Origin of the sequence: Streptomyces sp. NPDC050856, assembly GCF_040653855.1 — a bacterium.
GTDB lineage: Bacteria > Actinomycetota > Actinomycetes > Streptomycetales > Streptomycetaceae > Streptomyces.
Genome location: NZ_JBFAGV010000003.1, coordinates 163,865 through 179,688 on the forward strand (window position 1 = coordinate 163,865; position 15,824 = coordinate 179,688).

14 protein-coding genes are annotated in these 15,824 nt (G+C 69.7%); 6 read left to right on the top strand and 8 right to left on the bottom strand.

What is annotated here, in order from left to right; all coding sequences use genetic code 11:
- Nucleotides 1–279: 279 nt before the first annotated feature.
- The 8 genes from AB0H53_RS04130 to rpmH form a co-directional block, all read right to left on the bottom strand.
- A complete protein-coding gene (locus AB0H53_RS04130) occupies nt 280–1,377 on the bottom strand; it encodes a ParB/RepB/Spo0J family partition protein (protein ID WP_362106812.1) in 1,098 nt (365 codons plus the stop codon).
- Nucleotides 1,374–2,489, bottom strand: coding sequence for a ParA family protein (locus AB0H53_RS04135; protein WP_362106815.1), 1,116 nt, complete (start codon nt 2,487–2,489; stop codon nt 1,374–1,376). Before AB0H53_RS04135 ends, AB0H53_RS04130 begins: the two co-directional genes overlap by 4 nt.
- A gap of 287 nt (nt 2,490–2,776) precedes the next feature.
- Nucleotides 2,777–3,484 carry a 16S rRNA (guanine(527)-N(7))-methyltransferase RsmG gene (gene rsmG, locus AB0H53_RS04140; RefSeq protein ID WP_362106818.1) on the bottom strand — a complete coding sequence of 236 codons (708 nt, stop codon included), beginning with the start codon at nt 3,482–3,484 and terminating at the stop codon, nt 2,777–2,779.
- A 112-nt stretch (nt 3,485–3,596) separates the two neighbouring features.
- Nucleotides 3,597–4,106, bottom strand: a complete 510-nt coding sequence (locus AB0H53_RS04145; RefSeq protein WP_362106820.1) for a R3H domain-containing nucleic acid-binding protein — start codon at nt 4,104–4,106, stop codon at nt 3,597–3,599.
- 14 nt (nt 4,107–4,120) lie between these two features.
- Nucleotides 4,121–5,359 carry a membrane protein insertase YidC gene (yidC, locus tag AB0H53_RS04150; RefSeq protein ID WP_362106823.1) on the bottom strand — a complete coding sequence of 413 codons (1,239 nt, stop codon included), beginning with the start codon at nt 5,357–5,359 and terminating at the stop codon, nt 4,121–4,123.
- A gap of 3 nt (nt 5,360–5,362) precedes the next feature.
- The gene (gene yidD / locus AB0H53_RS04155; RefSeq protein WP_356735222.1) at nt 5,363–5,689 is read right to left on the bottom strand and encodes a membrane protein insertion efficiency factor YidD; all 327 of its coding nucleotides are present in this window, start codon (nt 5,687–5,689) and stop codon (nt 5,363–5,365) included.
- A complete protein-coding gene (gene rnpA, locus AB0H53_RS04160; RefSeq protein WP_362106826.1) occupies nt 5,686–6,057 on the bottom strand; it encodes a ribonuclease P protein component in 372 nt (123 codons plus the stop codon). The genes yidD and rnpA overlap by 4 nt, the downstream gene beginning before the upstream one ends.
- Nucleotides 6,058–6,075: 18 nt before the next feature.
- Nucleotides 6,076–6,213 (bottom strand): 50S ribosomal protein L34, encoded by a 138-nt coding sequence (gene rpmH / locus AB0H53_RS04165; protein ID WP_018846094.1) that lies wholly within the window; start codon nt 6,211–6,213, stop codon nt 6,076–6,078.
- A 384-nt stretch (nt 6,214–6,597) separates the two neighbouring features.
- Here rpmH and dnaA point away from each other — a divergent pair, with 384 nt between their 5' ends.
- From dnaA to gyrB, 6 genes are all read left to right on the top strand, one after another.
- A complete protein-coding gene (gene dnaA / locus AB0H53_RS04170; RefSeq protein ID WP_362106830.1) occupies nt 6,598–8,352 on the top strand; it encodes a chromosomal replication initiator protein DnaA in 1,755 nt (584 codons plus the stop codon).
- Between the two features lie 929 nt (nt 8,353–9,281).
- A complete protein-coding gene (dnaN, locus tag AB0H53_RS04175) occupies nt 9,282–10,412 on the top strand; it encodes a DNA polymerase III subunit beta (RefSeq protein ID WP_362106833.1) in 1,131 nt (376 codons plus the stop codon).
- Between the two features lie 79 nt (nt 10,413–10,491).
- Complete coding sequence (gnd, locus tag AB0H53_RS04180) at nt 10,492–11,370, top strand: phosphogluconate dehydrogenase (NAD(+)-dependent, decarboxylating) (protein ID WP_362106836.1); 879 nt, start codon at nt 10,492–10,494, stop codon at nt 11,368–11,370.
- Between the two features lie 56 nt (nt 11,371–11,426).
- A complete protein-coding gene (gene recF / locus AB0H53_RS04185; RefSeq protein WP_362106839.1) occupies nt 11,427–12,548 on the top strand; it encodes a DNA replication/repair protein RecF in 1,122 nt (373 codons plus the stop codon).
- Entirely contained in the window at nt 12,545–13,084 is a 540-nt protein-coding gene (locus tag AB0H53_RS04190) for a DciA family protein (RefSeq protein WP_362106842.1), read from the top strand. The genes recF and AB0H53_RS04190 overlap by 4 nt, the downstream gene beginning before the upstream one ends.
- A 659-nt stretch (nt 13,085–13,743) precedes the next feature.
- Nucleotides 13,744–15,813, top strand: a complete 2,070-nt coding sequence (gyrB, locus tag AB0H53_RS04195) for a DNA topoisomerase (ATP-hydrolyzing) subunit B (RefSeq protein WP_362107220.1) — start codon at nt 13,744–13,746, stop codon at nt 15,811–15,813.
- The last annotated feature ends 11 nt before the right edge of the window (nt 15,814–15,824 follow it).

Below are 15,824 nucleotides of genomic sequence, written 5' to 3' on the forward strand. Positions count from 1 at the left end.
AGGCTGCCGATGAACCCACCGACCACACCGAGTCCGAGTCCTGCTGTCAGCAGCTGGCTGCGGCTCACCTCTCGCATGGCCCGGCTCTCCCTCCGAGTGGAACAGGCGGATGGGCATACCCAGACGCATCGTATCGATCGTGTGATGACACACATACCGGAAAGAGCCAAAGGGCGGACCGTATCCCGGTGAACACCGGACACGGCCCGCCCTGCTCTTCCGCGTAGGGGCGGATCTGCCCCGCCCGTCCCCGACGGGCCAGGCTTCGCCCCCGGCGGGTCAGTCCCGGTCCTGGGCGTCCTGCTCGGAGAGGAGCTTCCGCAGGACCCGTCCCTCGCCGGGAGCCAGGGTGCCGAGGATCCGGTCAAGATCCTCCACCGAGGCGAACTCCACGACGATCTTTCCCTTCTTCTGTCCGAGATCGACCTTCACCCGCGTCTCGAACCGGTCGGAGAGCCGGGAGGCGAGATCGCTGAGTGCCGGCGTCACCCGGGCTCCGGCGCGCGGCCCCCTCGCCCTCGGGGTGCTGCTGGGCTCGGAGCCCAGCAGCGTCACGATCTCCTCGACCGCACGGACGGAGAGCCCTTCGGCCACGATGCGACGCGCCAGAGTGTCCTGGGTCTCGGGGTCGTCCACCGACAGCAGGGCCCGGGCATGTCCGGCAGAGAGCACACCGGCGGCCACTCTGCGCTGTACGGGCGGCGACAGCCGCAGCAGGCGCAGCGTGTTCGACACCTGCGGCCGTGAGCGGCCGATCCGGTCCGCCAACTGGTCGTGCGTGCAGTTGAAGTCCTTCAGCAGCTGGTCGTAGGCCGCGGCCTCCTCCAGCGGGTTCAGCTGCGCCCGGTGCAGGTTCTCCAGCAGCGCGTCCAGGAGCAGCTGCTCGTCCTCCGTGGCGCGGACGATGGCCGGAATCCGCTCCAGTCCCGCCTCACGACAGGCCCGCCAGCGGCGCTCACCCATGATGAGCTCATACCGCTCAGGACCCAGCTGACGGACCACGACGGGCTGGAGCAGTCCCACCTCCTTGATGGAGGTGACCAGCTCGGCCAGCGCGTCCTCGTCGAACACCTCGCGTGGCTGCCGGGGATTGGGCGTGATGACGTCCAGGGGCAGTTCGGCGAAGTGCGCCCCGGCCGGCGCGTCGGCCTCGGCCACCGGCTCGGTTTCCGGCGCCTGCTGCTCCGCCTCCGTGGCCGGCGGAGCCTGGGGCAGCGTCGCCACCTTGGCGGCGGCCACGCCCCGCTCCGCCGTCAGCGTCGGGATGGCCCCCGGGGAGGTGGAGCCCACTCCCACCGAAGGCACCGGCCTCTCCTGCGGAGCGGCCGGGATCAGTGCACCGAGCCCACGCCCCAGTCCCCTACGTCGCTCGCTCACTGGATCCCCTCCGACATGCTGTGCTTGGTGTGCTGGTCGTTCTGGTCGTCCACCGGCGCCGTCCCGGTGGGGGCGCCGCCCAGGTGGGCCTGCTGGGCGTCGTAGTGCACGCCGGCGCCGCGCAGGGCGATCTCACGGGCCGCCTCGAGGTAGGACAGGGAGCCACTGGATCCCGGATCGTAGGTGAGCACCGTCTGCCCGTAGCTCGGCGCCTCCGAGATACGGACGGAGCGCGGGATGCTGGTCCGCAGTACCTCGTCACCGAAGTGGCTGCGTACCTCGTCGGCCACCTGCGAGGCGAGCCGGGTCCGGCCGTCGTACATGGTGAGCAGGATGGTCGACACATGCAGCCCGGGGTTGAGGTGGGCCCGCACCAGGTCGACGTTCCGCAGGAGCTGCCCCAAACCCTCCAGCGCGTAGTACTCGCACTGGATGGGGATGAGGACCTCGGCACCGGCGACCAGCGCGTTGACGGTCAGCAGACCGAGCGAGGGCGGGCAGTCGATGAGGATGTAGTCCAGCGGTTGCTCGTATGCCTGGATCGCCCGCTGCAACCGGCTCTCCCGGGCCACCAGCGACACCAGCTCGATCTCCGCACCGGCGAGATCGATGGTGGCCGGGGCGCAGAACAGGCCCTCGACGTCCACGACGGGCTGGACGACCTCCGAGAGGGGCCTGCTGTCCACCAGGACGTCATAGATCGAGGGAACCTCGGCGTGGTGGTCGATGCCGAGCGCCGTGGAGGCGTTGCCCTGGGGGTCGAGATCGACCACCAGGACCCGGGCGCCGTGCAGTGCGAGGGAAGCGGCGAGGTTGACCGTGGTGGTCGTCTTGCCGACGCCGCCCTTCTGGTTGGCGACCACCATGACGCGGGTCTGCTCGGGCCGGGGAAGTCCCTCACCGGCCCGGCCCAAAGCCTCTGCCGCCATCTGGGCAGAACGGCCGATGGGGGTGTCGTCCATCGGAGGCGGTGTTTCACGTGAAACATCCTCCCCCGCCGATTCGGTGCGGGGACCGGGGACCGGATCGGTCATCGGTCCCGCGATGTTGGCGTTGGACCGCAAGGATTCACTCTCCTCGGCTTCGGGCTCGCGATGATGAGAGCCTGCCATGCCAGCGGGGTCGTGAACCAGCGAGGTCCCTGGTTCTGTGGAGGAATCCACCTCTGTGGACAACTCGGTAGCCCGCACGGGGGCCGTACGGTCGCGCGGCGTGGCAGCCGCGCGACCGCGGCTGATGATTCCGTGCAGCAGTGAGCGACGTTTCACGTGAAACACGATGCACGCGCCGCAGGAGCCGGAACCTCACGACACTCCGAATTGCGTACGTATGAGGATCAACCCACGAGCAATCGGTCTGTCCGGACGGACCGGGCGAAGGTCATGGGAACAAGGCCGACTCAACGGCGGCGGGAGCTCCGCGCCGCCTTGGCCCGCTTGGCGGCGAACCTGACACCACCGGGGCTCTCGCCGACCTCCACCCGTACGACGGTCGACATCGGCTCGACGACGCCCTCACCGACGTGCAGCACCGAGGTGCCCACCACTCCCAGCTTGCTGAGCGCCGCCCGGGCCCCCTGCAGCTCCTCCTCGGCGGTGTCACCCTTGAGCGCGAGCATCTCGCCGTAGGGCCGCAGCAGCGGCACGCCCCAGCCGGCCAGCCGGTCCAGCGGCGCCACGGCACGCGCGGTGACGACATGCACCGGGGGAAGCTTGCCCATCACTTCCTCCGCCCGGCCCCGGACCACGGTCACATGATCCAGCCCCAGCAGTTCGACGACCTCCTGGAGGAAGTTCGTACGGCGCAGCAGCGGCTCGAGCAGGGTGATCTTCAGGTCCGGGCGTACCAGCGCCAGCGGGATGCCGGGCAGTCCCGCTCCGGAGCCCACGTCGCAGACCGTGACGCCCTCGGGCACGACCTCGGAGAGCACCGCGCAGTTCAGCAGGTGGCGCTCCCACAGCCGCGGCACCTCGCGGGGACCGATCAGGCCCCGCTTGACTCCCGCGTCCGCGAGCAGTTCCGCGTACCGGACTGCCTCCGGGAAGAACTCGCCGAAAACCGTCCGCGCTGCTTCAGGCGCAAGAGGAAGCTCTTCTGCCTCCGTCACGGGAACCGTCCTTCCGTACCGCATTGCCGCGCTGGGTGATGAGAATCAGTGACTATCAGGCTGACAAGATCGGCCCCGCCTGCGAGCAGACGGGGCCGACACGACGAAGGGGTCAGGCAGGGAGCACGACGACGAAGCGCTGCGGCTCCTCGCCCTCGGACTCACTGCGCAGACCGGCCGCCGCGACCGCGTCGTGCACGACCTTGCGCTCGAACGGGGTCATCGGTTCGAGCTGCACGGGTTCACCGGTGCTCTTGACCTCGTCCGCGGCCTTGGCGCCCAGCTGGGCGAGCTCGGTGCGCTTCTGGGCGCGGAAACCGGCGATGTCGAGCATGAGCCGGCAGCGGTCACCGGTCTCCCGGTGCACCGCGAGACGGGTCAGCTCCTGGAGCGCCTCCAGCACCTCGCCGTCACGGCCGACGAGCTTCTGCAGGTCACGGCTGTCGGAATCGCTGACGATCGAGACAGCGGCGCGGTCCGCCTCGACGTCCATGTCGATGTCACCGTCGAGGTCGGCGATGTCGAGCAGGCCCTCGAGGTAGTCGGCCGCGATCTCGCCCTCCTGCTCAAGGCGGGTCAGGGTGTCGACACCCTCGGCGGCGGAGGTGGTGCCTTCCGTCACGGATGGACTCCTTCTTACTTCTTGGACGACGGGTGCTTGGGCCGCTGCGGGCCCTTGCGCTGACCGGACTTGGGCTGACGCGCGGTGCCGGGGGCCGGCCTGCCGGACTGCTCGGGCTCGCCACCCCGCGGTTCGTCGGTCTTCTCCAGGGAGGTCTTGGCCGGCGCCTGCTGGCTGCCACCGGCCTGACGCTTGGCCTTGGGCTGCCGCTTGGGCTGCTGACGGCGGGCCGCGGCGCTGGCCTCGGCCTCGGCGACGGCCGGGTCGACCTTCGCCACGGTGCCGTCGGCCTGAGCGGTGAAGCCGGCCTTCGCCAGGGCCGTGATGAAGCGGCGCTCGTTGTCGTTGCGGTCGGGGCCCTTCGCCACGATCGCCTGCACGACACCGCGCCGGCGGCGACCGCGCACCTGGCCGTGGGAGGACACGCTCTTCAGCAGACGCTGCAGGTAGTGGTCCTGAGCCTTGCTGCCCGGGGTCGGGTTCTGGTTGATCACGTACATCTGCTGGCCCATGGTCCACACGTTGGTGGTCAGCCAGTAGACGAGAACACCCACGGGGAAGTTGATGCCCATCACCGCGAAGATGACCGGGAAGATGTACATGAGCATCTTCTGCTGCTGCATGTACGGCGTCTTCACCGACAGGTCGACGTTCTTCTGCATCAGCTGGCGCTGTGTGTAGAACTGCGACAGCGACATCAGGATGATCATGACCGCCGTGACGATGCGCACATCGGTCAGCGAGGCGTGGAGGGCCTGGACCTTGCCCGGCTCGTCCATGAACTTGGCGGCGAGCGGAGCGCCGAAGATGTGTGCCTTCTGGGCGCTCGCCAGGAGCGGCTCATTGATCACGCCGATGGTGTCGTTCGAGGCGATCTTCGAAAGCACGTGGTACAGGGCGAAGAAGAACGGTGACTGCGCCAGGATGGGGAGGCACGAGGAGAGCGGGTTGGTGCCCGTCTCCTTGTACAGCTTCATCATCTCTTCGGACTGACGCTGCTTGTCGTTCTTGTAGCGCTCCTGGATCGCCTTCATCTTCGGCTGGAGCGCCTGCATGTTCCGGGTCGACTTGATCTGCTTCACGAAGAGCGGGATCAGGCAGATCCGGATCAAGATCACCAGGGACACGATGGAGAGACCCCAGGCCCAGCCCGTGTCCGGGCCGAACAGGGCCCCGTACAGCTTGTGGAACTGGACGATGATCCACGAGACAGGTGTGGTGATGAAGCTGAACAGACTGGCAATCGTGTCCACTAATCAGGCTCCTTGAGCATTGGGCGAGGTCTCAGCGGCCGGGCTCGTCTCGGCGGAGTGCCCGCCCTTGCCGCCGCGCAGCGCGTCACGCAGCAGCTCGTGCCAGCGAGGCCGTTTGCGCGGCGGGACGTGGTCCACGCCGCCGGGCGACCACGGGTTGCACCGCAGGATGCGCCAGGCGGTAAGAGCCGTGCCCTTCACCGCGCCGTGCCGGTCGATGGCCGTGAATCCGTAGTGGGAACACGACGGGTAGTACCGGCAGACGGGCCCGAGCAGTGGGCTGATCGTCCACTGGTACAGCTTGATCAGAGCCAGCAGCGGGTACTTCATCGCGCGCCCCCTCCCAGCAACCGCTGAAGGGCGGCGTCCAGGTCTCGGGCCAGCTGTGCATGGTCGGCGTCGCCTGCTCCGGGCAGCGCCCGTACGACAACAAGGCTACCGGGGGGCAGCGAGGGCAGCCGGTCGCGCACCAGGTGCCGCAGCCTGCGCTTCACCTGGTTGCGGACGACCGCACCGCCCACGGCCTTGCTGACGACGAAACCCGCACGCGTCGGGGGAGCGCTCTCCCCTGGCGCGTGCGGGTCCGTTGCACCGCTTCGTAGGTGGACGACGAGGAGCGGGCGGCCGGCCCGGCGTCCTCGGCGTACCGCGGTCGCGAAGTCCTCGCGCCGCCTCAGCCGATTCTCGGTAGGCAGCACGTCATGACCTGTTGAGGATCAGGCGGACAGGTTGGCGCGACCCTTGCTGCGACGGTTCGCCAGGATGGCGCGACCGGCACGGGTACGCATGCGCAGGCGGAAACCGTGGGTCTTCGCGCGACGACGGTTGTTCGGCTGGAAGGTGCGCTTGCTCACTCGGGGGCTCCAGAAATGATTCGTGTGGTGGCGGGACATCGCCTGGCTGTCACCGTGCGCCCACGAGTAGCTCGCAATACGCCCGAGTGCACCGCTTCACAATCACTGATCGTGATCTTTGCCCATCGGAGGCAGGCGGCAGCAGCCATCGACAACTCGACCTGGTTACGGTACGCACGGCTACGCCATCCGGTCAAACCGGCCCCCTGCCCGGGGCCCGGCGGGGTGTGCGCCGGCACCCCACTATGCACAGGCTGTGGACAACAACTTGAACCACGTGAGCCGCCGCGACTACCGTGGCTGAACTCCGATTCGTTTCCTGCCTGTCCTTCCATCCCGTCCCAAGAAGCACACATTCGTGGGACCTGTGAGAGAGCGTGCCTTGTGGCTGACGTACCTGCTGATCTTGCCGCAGTGTGGCCACGAGTGCTCGAGCAGCTCCTGGGGGAGGGCCAGCAGGGCATCGAGCCGAAGGACAAACAGTGGATCGAGCGGTGCCAGCCGCTGGCCCTGGTGGCGGACACGGCACTCCTCGCCGTACCCAATGAGTGGGGCAAGCGGGTCCTGGAGGGCCGGCTCGCCCCGCTGATCAGCGAGACGCTCAGCCGGGAGTGCGGCCGCCCCATCCGGATCGCGATCACCGTCGACGACTCGGCCGGCGACCCGCCCGCCCAGCAGCAGCCGCGCTACGACGACGGCGGCTACGGGCACCGGGCCGTGCCCGACGACGGGCTGCCGACCGCGCGCCCCGCGTACCCCGACTACCAGCAGCAGCGTCCCGAGCCCGGCGCCTGGCCGCGCAACCAGGAGGACCTGTCCTGGCAGCAGCCGCGCCTCGGCGGGTTCCAGGACCGCGACCCGTACGCGGGCCCCCGCCCGCAGCAGCCGCACCACGACTACCGCGGGCCCCAGGGGCCCGACCACCGCCAGCACGCCCCGTACGAGCAGCAGCGCCCCGACCGCCACGACCTCTCCGACCCGCAGGGCCCGCACCGCCCCGGCCGTCCCGGCGGTGGCCCCGGCCCGGGCGGGGGCGGCACGGGCGGCGGGAACGGCACCGGGACAGGCGGCGGAACCGGTGGCGGAGCCGGCGGCCCCGGCGAGCCGCACGCCCGGCTGAACCCCAAGTACCTCTTCGACACCTTCGTCATCGGGTCGTCCAACCGGTTCGCGCACGCGGCCGCCGTCGCGGTCGCCGAGGCACCGGCCAAGGCGTACAACCCGCTCTTCATCTACGGGGAGTCGGGTCTCGGCAAGACCCACCTGCTGCACGCCATCGGCCACTACGCGCGCAGCCTGTACCCCGGCACCCGGGTGCGGTACGTGAGCTCGGAGGAGTTCACCAACGAGTTCATCAACTCGATCCGTGACGGCAAGGGCGACACCTTCCGCAAGCGGTACCGCGACGTGGACATCCTGCTGGTCGACGACATCCAGTTCCTGGCGAGCAAGGAGTCGACGCAGGAGGAGTTCTTCCACACCTTCAACACGCTCCACAACGCCAACAAGCAGATCGTGCTGTCCTCGGACCGGCCGCCCAAGCAGCTGATGACGCTGGAGGACCGGCTGCGCAACCGCTTCGAGTGGGGCCTGACCACCGACGTCCAGCCGCCCGAGCTGGAGACGCGTATCGCCATCCTCCGCAAGAAGGCGGTGCAGGAGCAGCTCAACGCCCCGCCGGAGGTCCTGGAGTTCATCGCCTCCCGCATCTCGCGCAACATCCGCGAGCTGGAGGGCGCGCTGATCCGGGTGACGGCGTTCGCCTCGCTCAACCGGCAGCCGGTCGACCTGGGCCTCACCGAGATCGTCCTCAAGGATCTGATCCCGGGCGGTGAGGACGCGGCCCCGGAGATCACCGCGAGCGCCATCATGGCGGCCACCGCCGACTACTTCGGGCTGACGGTGGAGGACCTGTGCGGCTCCTCGCGCAGCCGGGTGCTGGTGACCGCCCGCCAGATCGCCATGTACCTGTGCCGTGAGCTGACCGACCTGTCACTGCCGAAGATCGGCGCGCAGTTCGGTGGCCGGGACCATACGACGGTGATGCACGCGGACCGCAAGATCCGGGCGCTGATGGCGGAGCGCCGCTCGATCTACAACCAGGTCACCGAGCTCACCAACCGCATCAAGAACGGCTGACACGGGCGCGGGCGACCGCGCGGGGCCGATACGCGAAGGGCGTCCCGGACGGGGTTCCGGAGGCGCCCTTCGCCGTCGGCCGGCTCCTTGAGCGCCCGGCCGGGGGCTCGGCGGCCGCTGCTCCGGCCCCGCCCCTCCCCGGTTCCCGCCCGCCGCGCGGCCGTGCCTGTTCGAATTGGCTGATGGGACACGCCGTTCTCCACAGGAACCGGGGAGTTCGGCGATCCACAGCCTGGGGAGCGAGGAGTTGTCCAGACCCTGTCCACAGCGTCGCCGCCCTCCAGCTCGTCCGGCCAGGTCAGGGGCTTGTGGAATTGTGGCCGACGGTGCTCCACAGGCTGTGGACAACTTGTTCGTCCACAGGCGGTGATCAAGGTTGTCCACCGTCGGCCCACAGGCGGCGCCGCCCGGTCCACAGCTTCTCCACACCGCTGTCCACTGTTCGGCAACGAAACACCCGGCCTCACCGCGCCGAGTGAAAGCCGTCACACCAAGGTGCTCGGTTGGGCTGTGGGGAAGCTGGGTAAAGCTGGGGACAGGACTGGGGAGAAGTGCCTGTGGGCTGTGCATCGGCTGTGCAGAACTTTCGCGCGTCCACAGACAGCGGTAGTTGTCCACGGGTGCCGCCCACAGGCACGGTGGACAAAAAAGTGGGTGTGACCTGCGTGGATGACGTTATCCACGGTTTCCACAGGCCCTACTACTACTCCCACTAAGAGTTACCGGGGAATCCGCTTCGAAGCGGGGCCTGTGCACAACTCGCGTCCGGAGCGCCCGGCACCGCCCCGCCCGACTTGACCCTGAGCCGCACCGAGTGTCGGCGGCGTACGTCAGACTGGTTCCCGGCATCGACTCCCTGCCTCGGCGGGGTCCGGTGCCGGAAGAGGAAGGCCAGCAGGGCGAGCCAGCAACAGCAGGAGGCGGTTCCGGTGAAGATCCGGGTGGAGCGCGATGTACTCGCGGAGGCAGTGGCCTGGGTGGCCCGCAGCCTCCCGGCCCGTCCGCCCGCGCCCGTACTCGCGGGTCTTCTTCTGAAGGCCGAGGACGGCGCGCTGAGCTTCTCCAGCTTCGACTACGAGGTCTCCGCGCGGGTCTCGGTCGAGGCGGAGGTCGAGGAGGACGGCACGGTCCTGGTCTCCGGCCGGCTCCTCGCCGACATCTGCCGCGCCCTGCCCAACCGGCCGGTGGAGATCTCCACAGACGGTGTACGGGCGACCGTGGTCTGCGGCTCCTCCCGCTTCACCCTCCACACCCTGCCGGTGGAGGAGTACCCGGCGCTGCCGCAGATGCCCACCGCGACCGGCACCGTCCCGGGAGAGGTCTTCGCCTCCGCCGCCGCCCAGGTCGCCATCGCGGCCGGCCGCGACGACACGCTGCCCGTCCTCACCGGCGTGCGCATCGAGATCGAGGGCGACACGGTCACCCTGGCCTCCACCGACCGGTACCGCTTCGCGGTCCGCGAGTTCCTGTGGAAGCCGGAGTCCCCGGACGCCTCGGCCGTCGCCCTGGTGCCCGCCAAGACGCTGCTGGACACCGCCAAGTCGCTGACCAGTGGCGACACGGTCACGCTTGCCCTGTCGAGCTCCGGCGCCGGTGAGGGCCTGATCGGTTTCGAGGGCGCGGGCCGGCGCACCACCACCCGGCTCCTCGAAGGCGACCTGCCCAAGTACCGGACGCTCTTCCCCACCGAGTTCAACTCGGTCGCGGTGATCGAGACCGCGCCGTTCGTCGAGGCGGTCAAGCGTGTGGCGCTGGTGGCCGAGCGCAACACCCCGGTCCGGCTGACCTTCGAGCAGGGCGTGCTGATCCTGGAGGCCGGCTCCAGCGACGACGCACAGGCTGTGGAGCGGGTCGAGGCGAACCTGGAGGGCGACGACATCTCGATCGCCTTCAACCCGACCTTCCTGCTGGACGGCCTGAGCGCGATCGACTCGCCGGTCGCCCAGCTGTCCTTCACCACCTCGACCAAGCCCGCGCTGTTGAGCGGCAGGCCGGCGGTCGACGCCGAGGCGGACGAGGCGTACAAGTACCTGATCATGCCGGTACGGCTGAGCGGCTGACCCCACAGGTGTGCACGGGCGTCCGGGCGTAGGCTCGGACGCGGGTACCAACTCGCACACAACGATTGAGGAATCTCTGATGGAGCTCGGTCTCGTCGGCCTCGGCAAGATGGGCGGCAACATGCGCGAGCGCATCCGCCGCGCTGGTCACACCGTCATCGGGTACGACCGCAACCCCGACCTCGCCGACGTCAACAGCCTTGAGGAGCTGGTGGGCAAGCTGAAGGGTCCGCGGGTCGTGTGGGTCATGGTTCCGGCCGGAGCCGCGACCCAGTCCACGATCGACGAGCTGGCCCAGCTGCTCTCCCCCGGTGACGTGGTCGTCGACGGCGGCAACTCCCGCTGGACGGACGACGAGAAGCACGCCGCCGAGCTCAGCGGCAAGGGCATCGGGTTCGTGGACTGCGGAGTCTCCGGCGGTGTGTGGGGCCTGGAGAACGGCTACGCGCTGATGTACGGCGGCGACGCCGAGAACGTCGCGAAGGTCCAGCCGATCTTCGACGCGCTCAAGCCCGAGGGCGAGTTCGGCTCCGTGCACGCGGGCAAGGTCGGTGCCGGCCACTTCGCCAAGATGGTCCACAACGGCATCGAGTACGCCATGATGCAGGCCTACGCCGAGGGCTGGGAGCTGCTGGAGAAGGTCGACTCCGTCACCGACGTGCGCGAGGTCTTCCGCTCCTGGCAGGAGGGCACGGTCATCCGCTCCTGGCTGCTCGACCTGGCGGTCAACGCGCTGGACGAGGACGAGCACCTGGAGAAGCTGCGCGGTTACGCCCAGGACTCCGGCGAGGGCCGGTGGACCGTGGAGGCCGCCATCGACAACGCCGTACCGCTCCCGGCGATCACCGCGTCGCTGTTCGCCCGGTTCGCCTCGCGCCAGGACGACTCCCCGCAGATGAAGATGATCGCCGCGCTGCGCAACCAGTTCGGTGGCCACGCGGTCGAGTCCAAGAAGTAGATCCACAGGCTGTGCGCTCCGGCGCACGGCATGCCGGGGGAAGGTCGGCGCACACCATGCATGTCACGCATCTGTCGCTGGCCGACTTCCGCTCGTACGCCCGGGTCGAGGTCCCGCTCGGTCCGGGCGTCGGCGTGTTCGTCGGGCCCAACGGGCAGGGCAAGACCAACCTCGTGGAAGCCGTCGGCTATCTGGCCACGCTCGGCAGCCACCGGGTCTCCTCGGACGCTCCGCTGGTGCGGATGGGCGCCGAGCGGGCCGTCATCCGGGCCGCCGTCACCCAGGGCGAGCGCTCACAGCTGGTCGAGCTGGAGCTCAACCCGGGGCGCGCGAACCGAGCCCGGATCAACAGGTCCTCGCAGGTCAGGCCCCGGGATGTGCTGGGCATCGTGCGGACGGTGCTGTTCGCGCCGGAGGACCTGGCACTGGTCAAGGGCGATCCGGGCGAGCGCCGGCGCTTCCTGGACGAGCTGATCACCGCGCGCTCGCCGAGGATGGCGGGGGTGCGCTCGGACTACGACCGGGTGCTGCGGCAGCGCAACACCCTGCTGAAGTCGGCCGCCATGGCCCGCCGCCACGGCGGCCGGTCGATGGACCTGTCCACGCTGGACGTGTGGGACCAGCACCTGGCGCGGGTGGGCGCGGAGCTGCTGGCGCAGCGGCTGGACCTGATCGCCACGCTCCAGCCGTTGACGGACAAGGCGTACGAACAACTCGCGCCCGGCGGCGGCCCGGTCGCGCTGGAGTACCGGGGCTCCGCCGCCGGCTCCGGCACCACTCGCGAGGAACTGTACGAGCAGCTCATCGCCGCGCTCGCCGACGCGCGCAAGCAGGAGATCGAGCGGGGCGTCACGCTCGTCGGGCCGCACCGGGACGAACTGGTGCTGAAGCTCGGCGAGCTGCCGGCGAAGGGGTACGCCAGTCACGGCGAGTCCTGGTCGTACGCGCTGGCGCTGCGGTTGGCCTCCTACGACCTGCTCCGCTCGGAGGGCAATGAGCCGGTGCTCGTGCTCGACGACGTCTTCGCCGAGCTGGACGCGCGGCGACGGGAGCGGCTGGCCGAACTGGTGGCCCCCGGGGAGCAGGTCCTGGTGACGGCGGCGGTGGACGACGACGTACCGGGAGTGCTGGCGGGTGTGCGGTACGCGGTGTCGGAGGGGACGGTGGAGCGGCTGTGACCGACTCGACGGGTCCCGGACCGGTTCCCGAGCCCTCGGGCGTCGACCTCGCGCGGGTCGCGCTGCGCGCCGCGAAGGAACAGGCCCGGGCGCGCGGTGCCGCGACCCAGCTAAAGAAGCAGGCCAGGCGCGGCGGCGGCCTGCGGTCCGGTGCCCGCGCGGACGGGCGCGACCCGCTGCCGCTGGGTGCGGCGATCAACCGGCTGATCACCGAGCGCGGCTGGGAGACACCGGCCGCGGTCGGCGGCGTGATGGGCCGCTGGCCGCAGATCGTCGGTGAGGACCTGGCCAAGCACTGCGTACCGCTGCGGTACGACGAGGACCCGGAGGAGCGGGTGCTCACCGTGCAGTGCGACTCCACGGTGTGGGCGACCCAGTTGCGGCTGCTGGCGCCCCGGCTGGTGGCCCGGCTCAACGAGGACCTGGGTCAGGGGACGGTACGGCTGATCAAGGTCCTCGGCCCGGGGGCGCCGCGCCGGGGCTACGGCCCGTTGCGCGCCCCGGGCAGCCGGGGGCCGGGCGACACCTACGGCTGAGGCGGGTGGCCGGGCGGCCGGGTGGATCGCACGGGCGCCGGCGCGCGCCGCCGTGCCGCGTGCTCCGGCCCGGTCGGCCGGTTGGCGCGGTGCTCCCGGGCGCCGGTCCGACGCGGCGGAGCCCGGGGCGGGGGCCCATCCCGCCGTCCCCACGGCGAGGGTGCGCACCGGGTGCGCGTGGGCACCGCGTCCCCACCGCGACCGCCCGCCCCGGCCCCCGGGCTCGCTTCCGGCCCCGGCCCCGGCCGGGCTCCGGGCCGCACCCGACGGGCACGCGGCGCCCGCCCCGCCCCGTCGGCCGGCCTCCGGCCCCCGTCCCCGGCGGCCCTCCCGGGAACCGCTCCCTGTGGTCCGTCCCGCACCCCCGCCACCCGACCCCGGCCGCCCTCGTCCGCAGGGGTTTCCGGCCGCCGTGGTGAGGCGGTCGTCACGTAGCGGGCGGTTGACAGGGCGAAGCGCTGAGTGCCGTTGTGAGCCTCTTGGAGCCCCTTCCCGGATATGGGGAGTAGGTCGGCGCCGGTTCAGGGCGGCACATGCGGACTCAGGTACCGGCAAACCCCCATCAGTGTCAGTGCTACCGGTAGACTGGTAGGTAATCCCGCCCATCGCGGAACATGTCGAACGACGCAGCCGCTCCGGTGTGCCCGGAGCAACGGCTTGTGCTGTGCCAGAAAGGGCGCTTCGTGGCCGATTCCGGCAACCCCAACGAGAACATTCCGTCCACTGCCGCCGGGGAGAACGGCGAGGTCACCTCGTCGTACGACGCCAGCGCGATCACCGTCCTCGAGGGTCTGGACGCGGTCCGCAAGCGGCCTGGCATGTACATCGGGTCCACCGGTGAGCGTGGACTTCACCACTTGGTGTACGAGGTCGTCGACAACTCCGTCGACGAGGCCCTTGCCGGCCACGCGGACTCCATCGACGTCACGATCCTGGCCGACGGCGGCGTCCGGGTCATCGACAACGGGCGCGGTATCCCGGTCGACATGCACCCGGTCGAGAAGAAGCCGGCCGTCGAGGTCGTCCTCACCGTCCTGCACGCCGGCGGCAAGTTCGGCGGCGGCGGCTACGCGGTCTCCGGCGGTCTGCACGGCGTCGGCGTGTCCGTCGTCAACGCGCTGTCCTCCCGCGTCTCGGTCGAGATCAAGCGCGACGGCTACCGCTGGACGCAGGACTACAAGCTCGGCGTGCCGACCGCCCCGCTGGCCCGGCACGAGGCGGTCGAGGACTCCGGTACGTCGGTGACCTTCTGGGCCGACCCGGACGTCTTCGAGACGACGGAGTACTCCTTCGAGACGCTGTCGCGCCGCTTCCAGGAGATGGCCTTCCTCAACAAGGGCCTGACCCTGACGCTGACCGACGAGCGCGAGTCGGCGAAGGCGACCGTCGGCGCGGACGACCCCGACGCCGAGGCGGCGGAGGAGACCCCGGCGCGCACGGTGATGTACCACTACGAGGGCGGCATCGTCGACTTCGTCAAGTACCTCAACTCGCGCAAGGGCGAGCTGATCCACCCCACCGTCATCGACATCGAGTCCGAGGACCGCGAGCGCATGCTCTCGGTCGAGATCGCGATGCAGTGGAACTCGCAGTACACCGAGGGTGTGTACTCGTTCGCGAACACGATCCACACCCACGAGGGCGGTACCCACGAAGAGGGCTTCCGCGCCGCGCTGACCAGCCTGATCAACAAGTACGCGCGCGACAAGAAGCTGCTCCGCGAGAAGGACGACAACCTCACGGGCGAGGACATCCGCGAGGGTCTGACGGCGATCATCTCGGTGAAGCTCGGCGAGCCGCAGTTCGAGGGCCAGACCAAGACCAAGCTGGGCAACACGGAGGCCAAGACCTTCGTCCAGAAGATCGTCTACGAGCACCTCACGGACTGGCTGGACCGCAACCCCAACGAGGCCGCGGACATCATCCGCAAGTCGATCCAGGCAGCCACCGCGCGCGTGGCCGCCCGCAAGGCGCGTGACCTGACCCGCCGCAAGGGGCTCCTGGAGTCGGCCTCGCTGCCCGGCAAGCTGTCGGACTGCCAGTCGAACGACCCGGCCAAGTGCGAGATCTTCATCGTCGAGGGCGACTCCGCCGGCGGCTCGGCCAAGTCGGGCCGGAACCCGGAGTTCCAGGCCATCCTGCCGATCCGCGGCAAGATCCTGAACGTCGAGAAGGCGCGGATCGACAAGATCCTGCAGAACACCGAGGTGCAGGCGCTGATCTCGGCCTTCGGCACCGGGGTCCACGAGGACTTCGACATCTCCAAGCTCCGCTATCACAAGATCATCCTGATGGCGGACGCCGACGTCGACGGCCAGCACATCAACACGCTGCTGCTGACCTTCCTCTTCCGCTTCATGCGCCCGCTGGTCGAGGCCGGCCACGTGTACCTGTCCCGCCCGCCGCTGTACAAGATCAAGTGGGGCCGGGACGACTTCGAGTACGCGTACTCCGACCGTGAGCGCGACGCGCTGGTCGAGCTGGGCAAGCAGCAGGGCAAGCGCATCCGCGAGGACTCGATCCAGCGCTTCAAGGGTCTGGGCGAGATGAACGCCGAGGAACTGCGCATCACCACCATGGACCAGGACCACCGGGTGCTCGGCCAGGTCACGCTGGACGACGCGGCCCAGGCCGACGACCTGTTCTCGGTGCTGATGGGTGAGGACGTCGAGGCCCGGCGCTCCTTCATCCAGCGCAACGCCAAGGACGTTCGCTTCCTCGACATCTGAGTCGGTCTCAG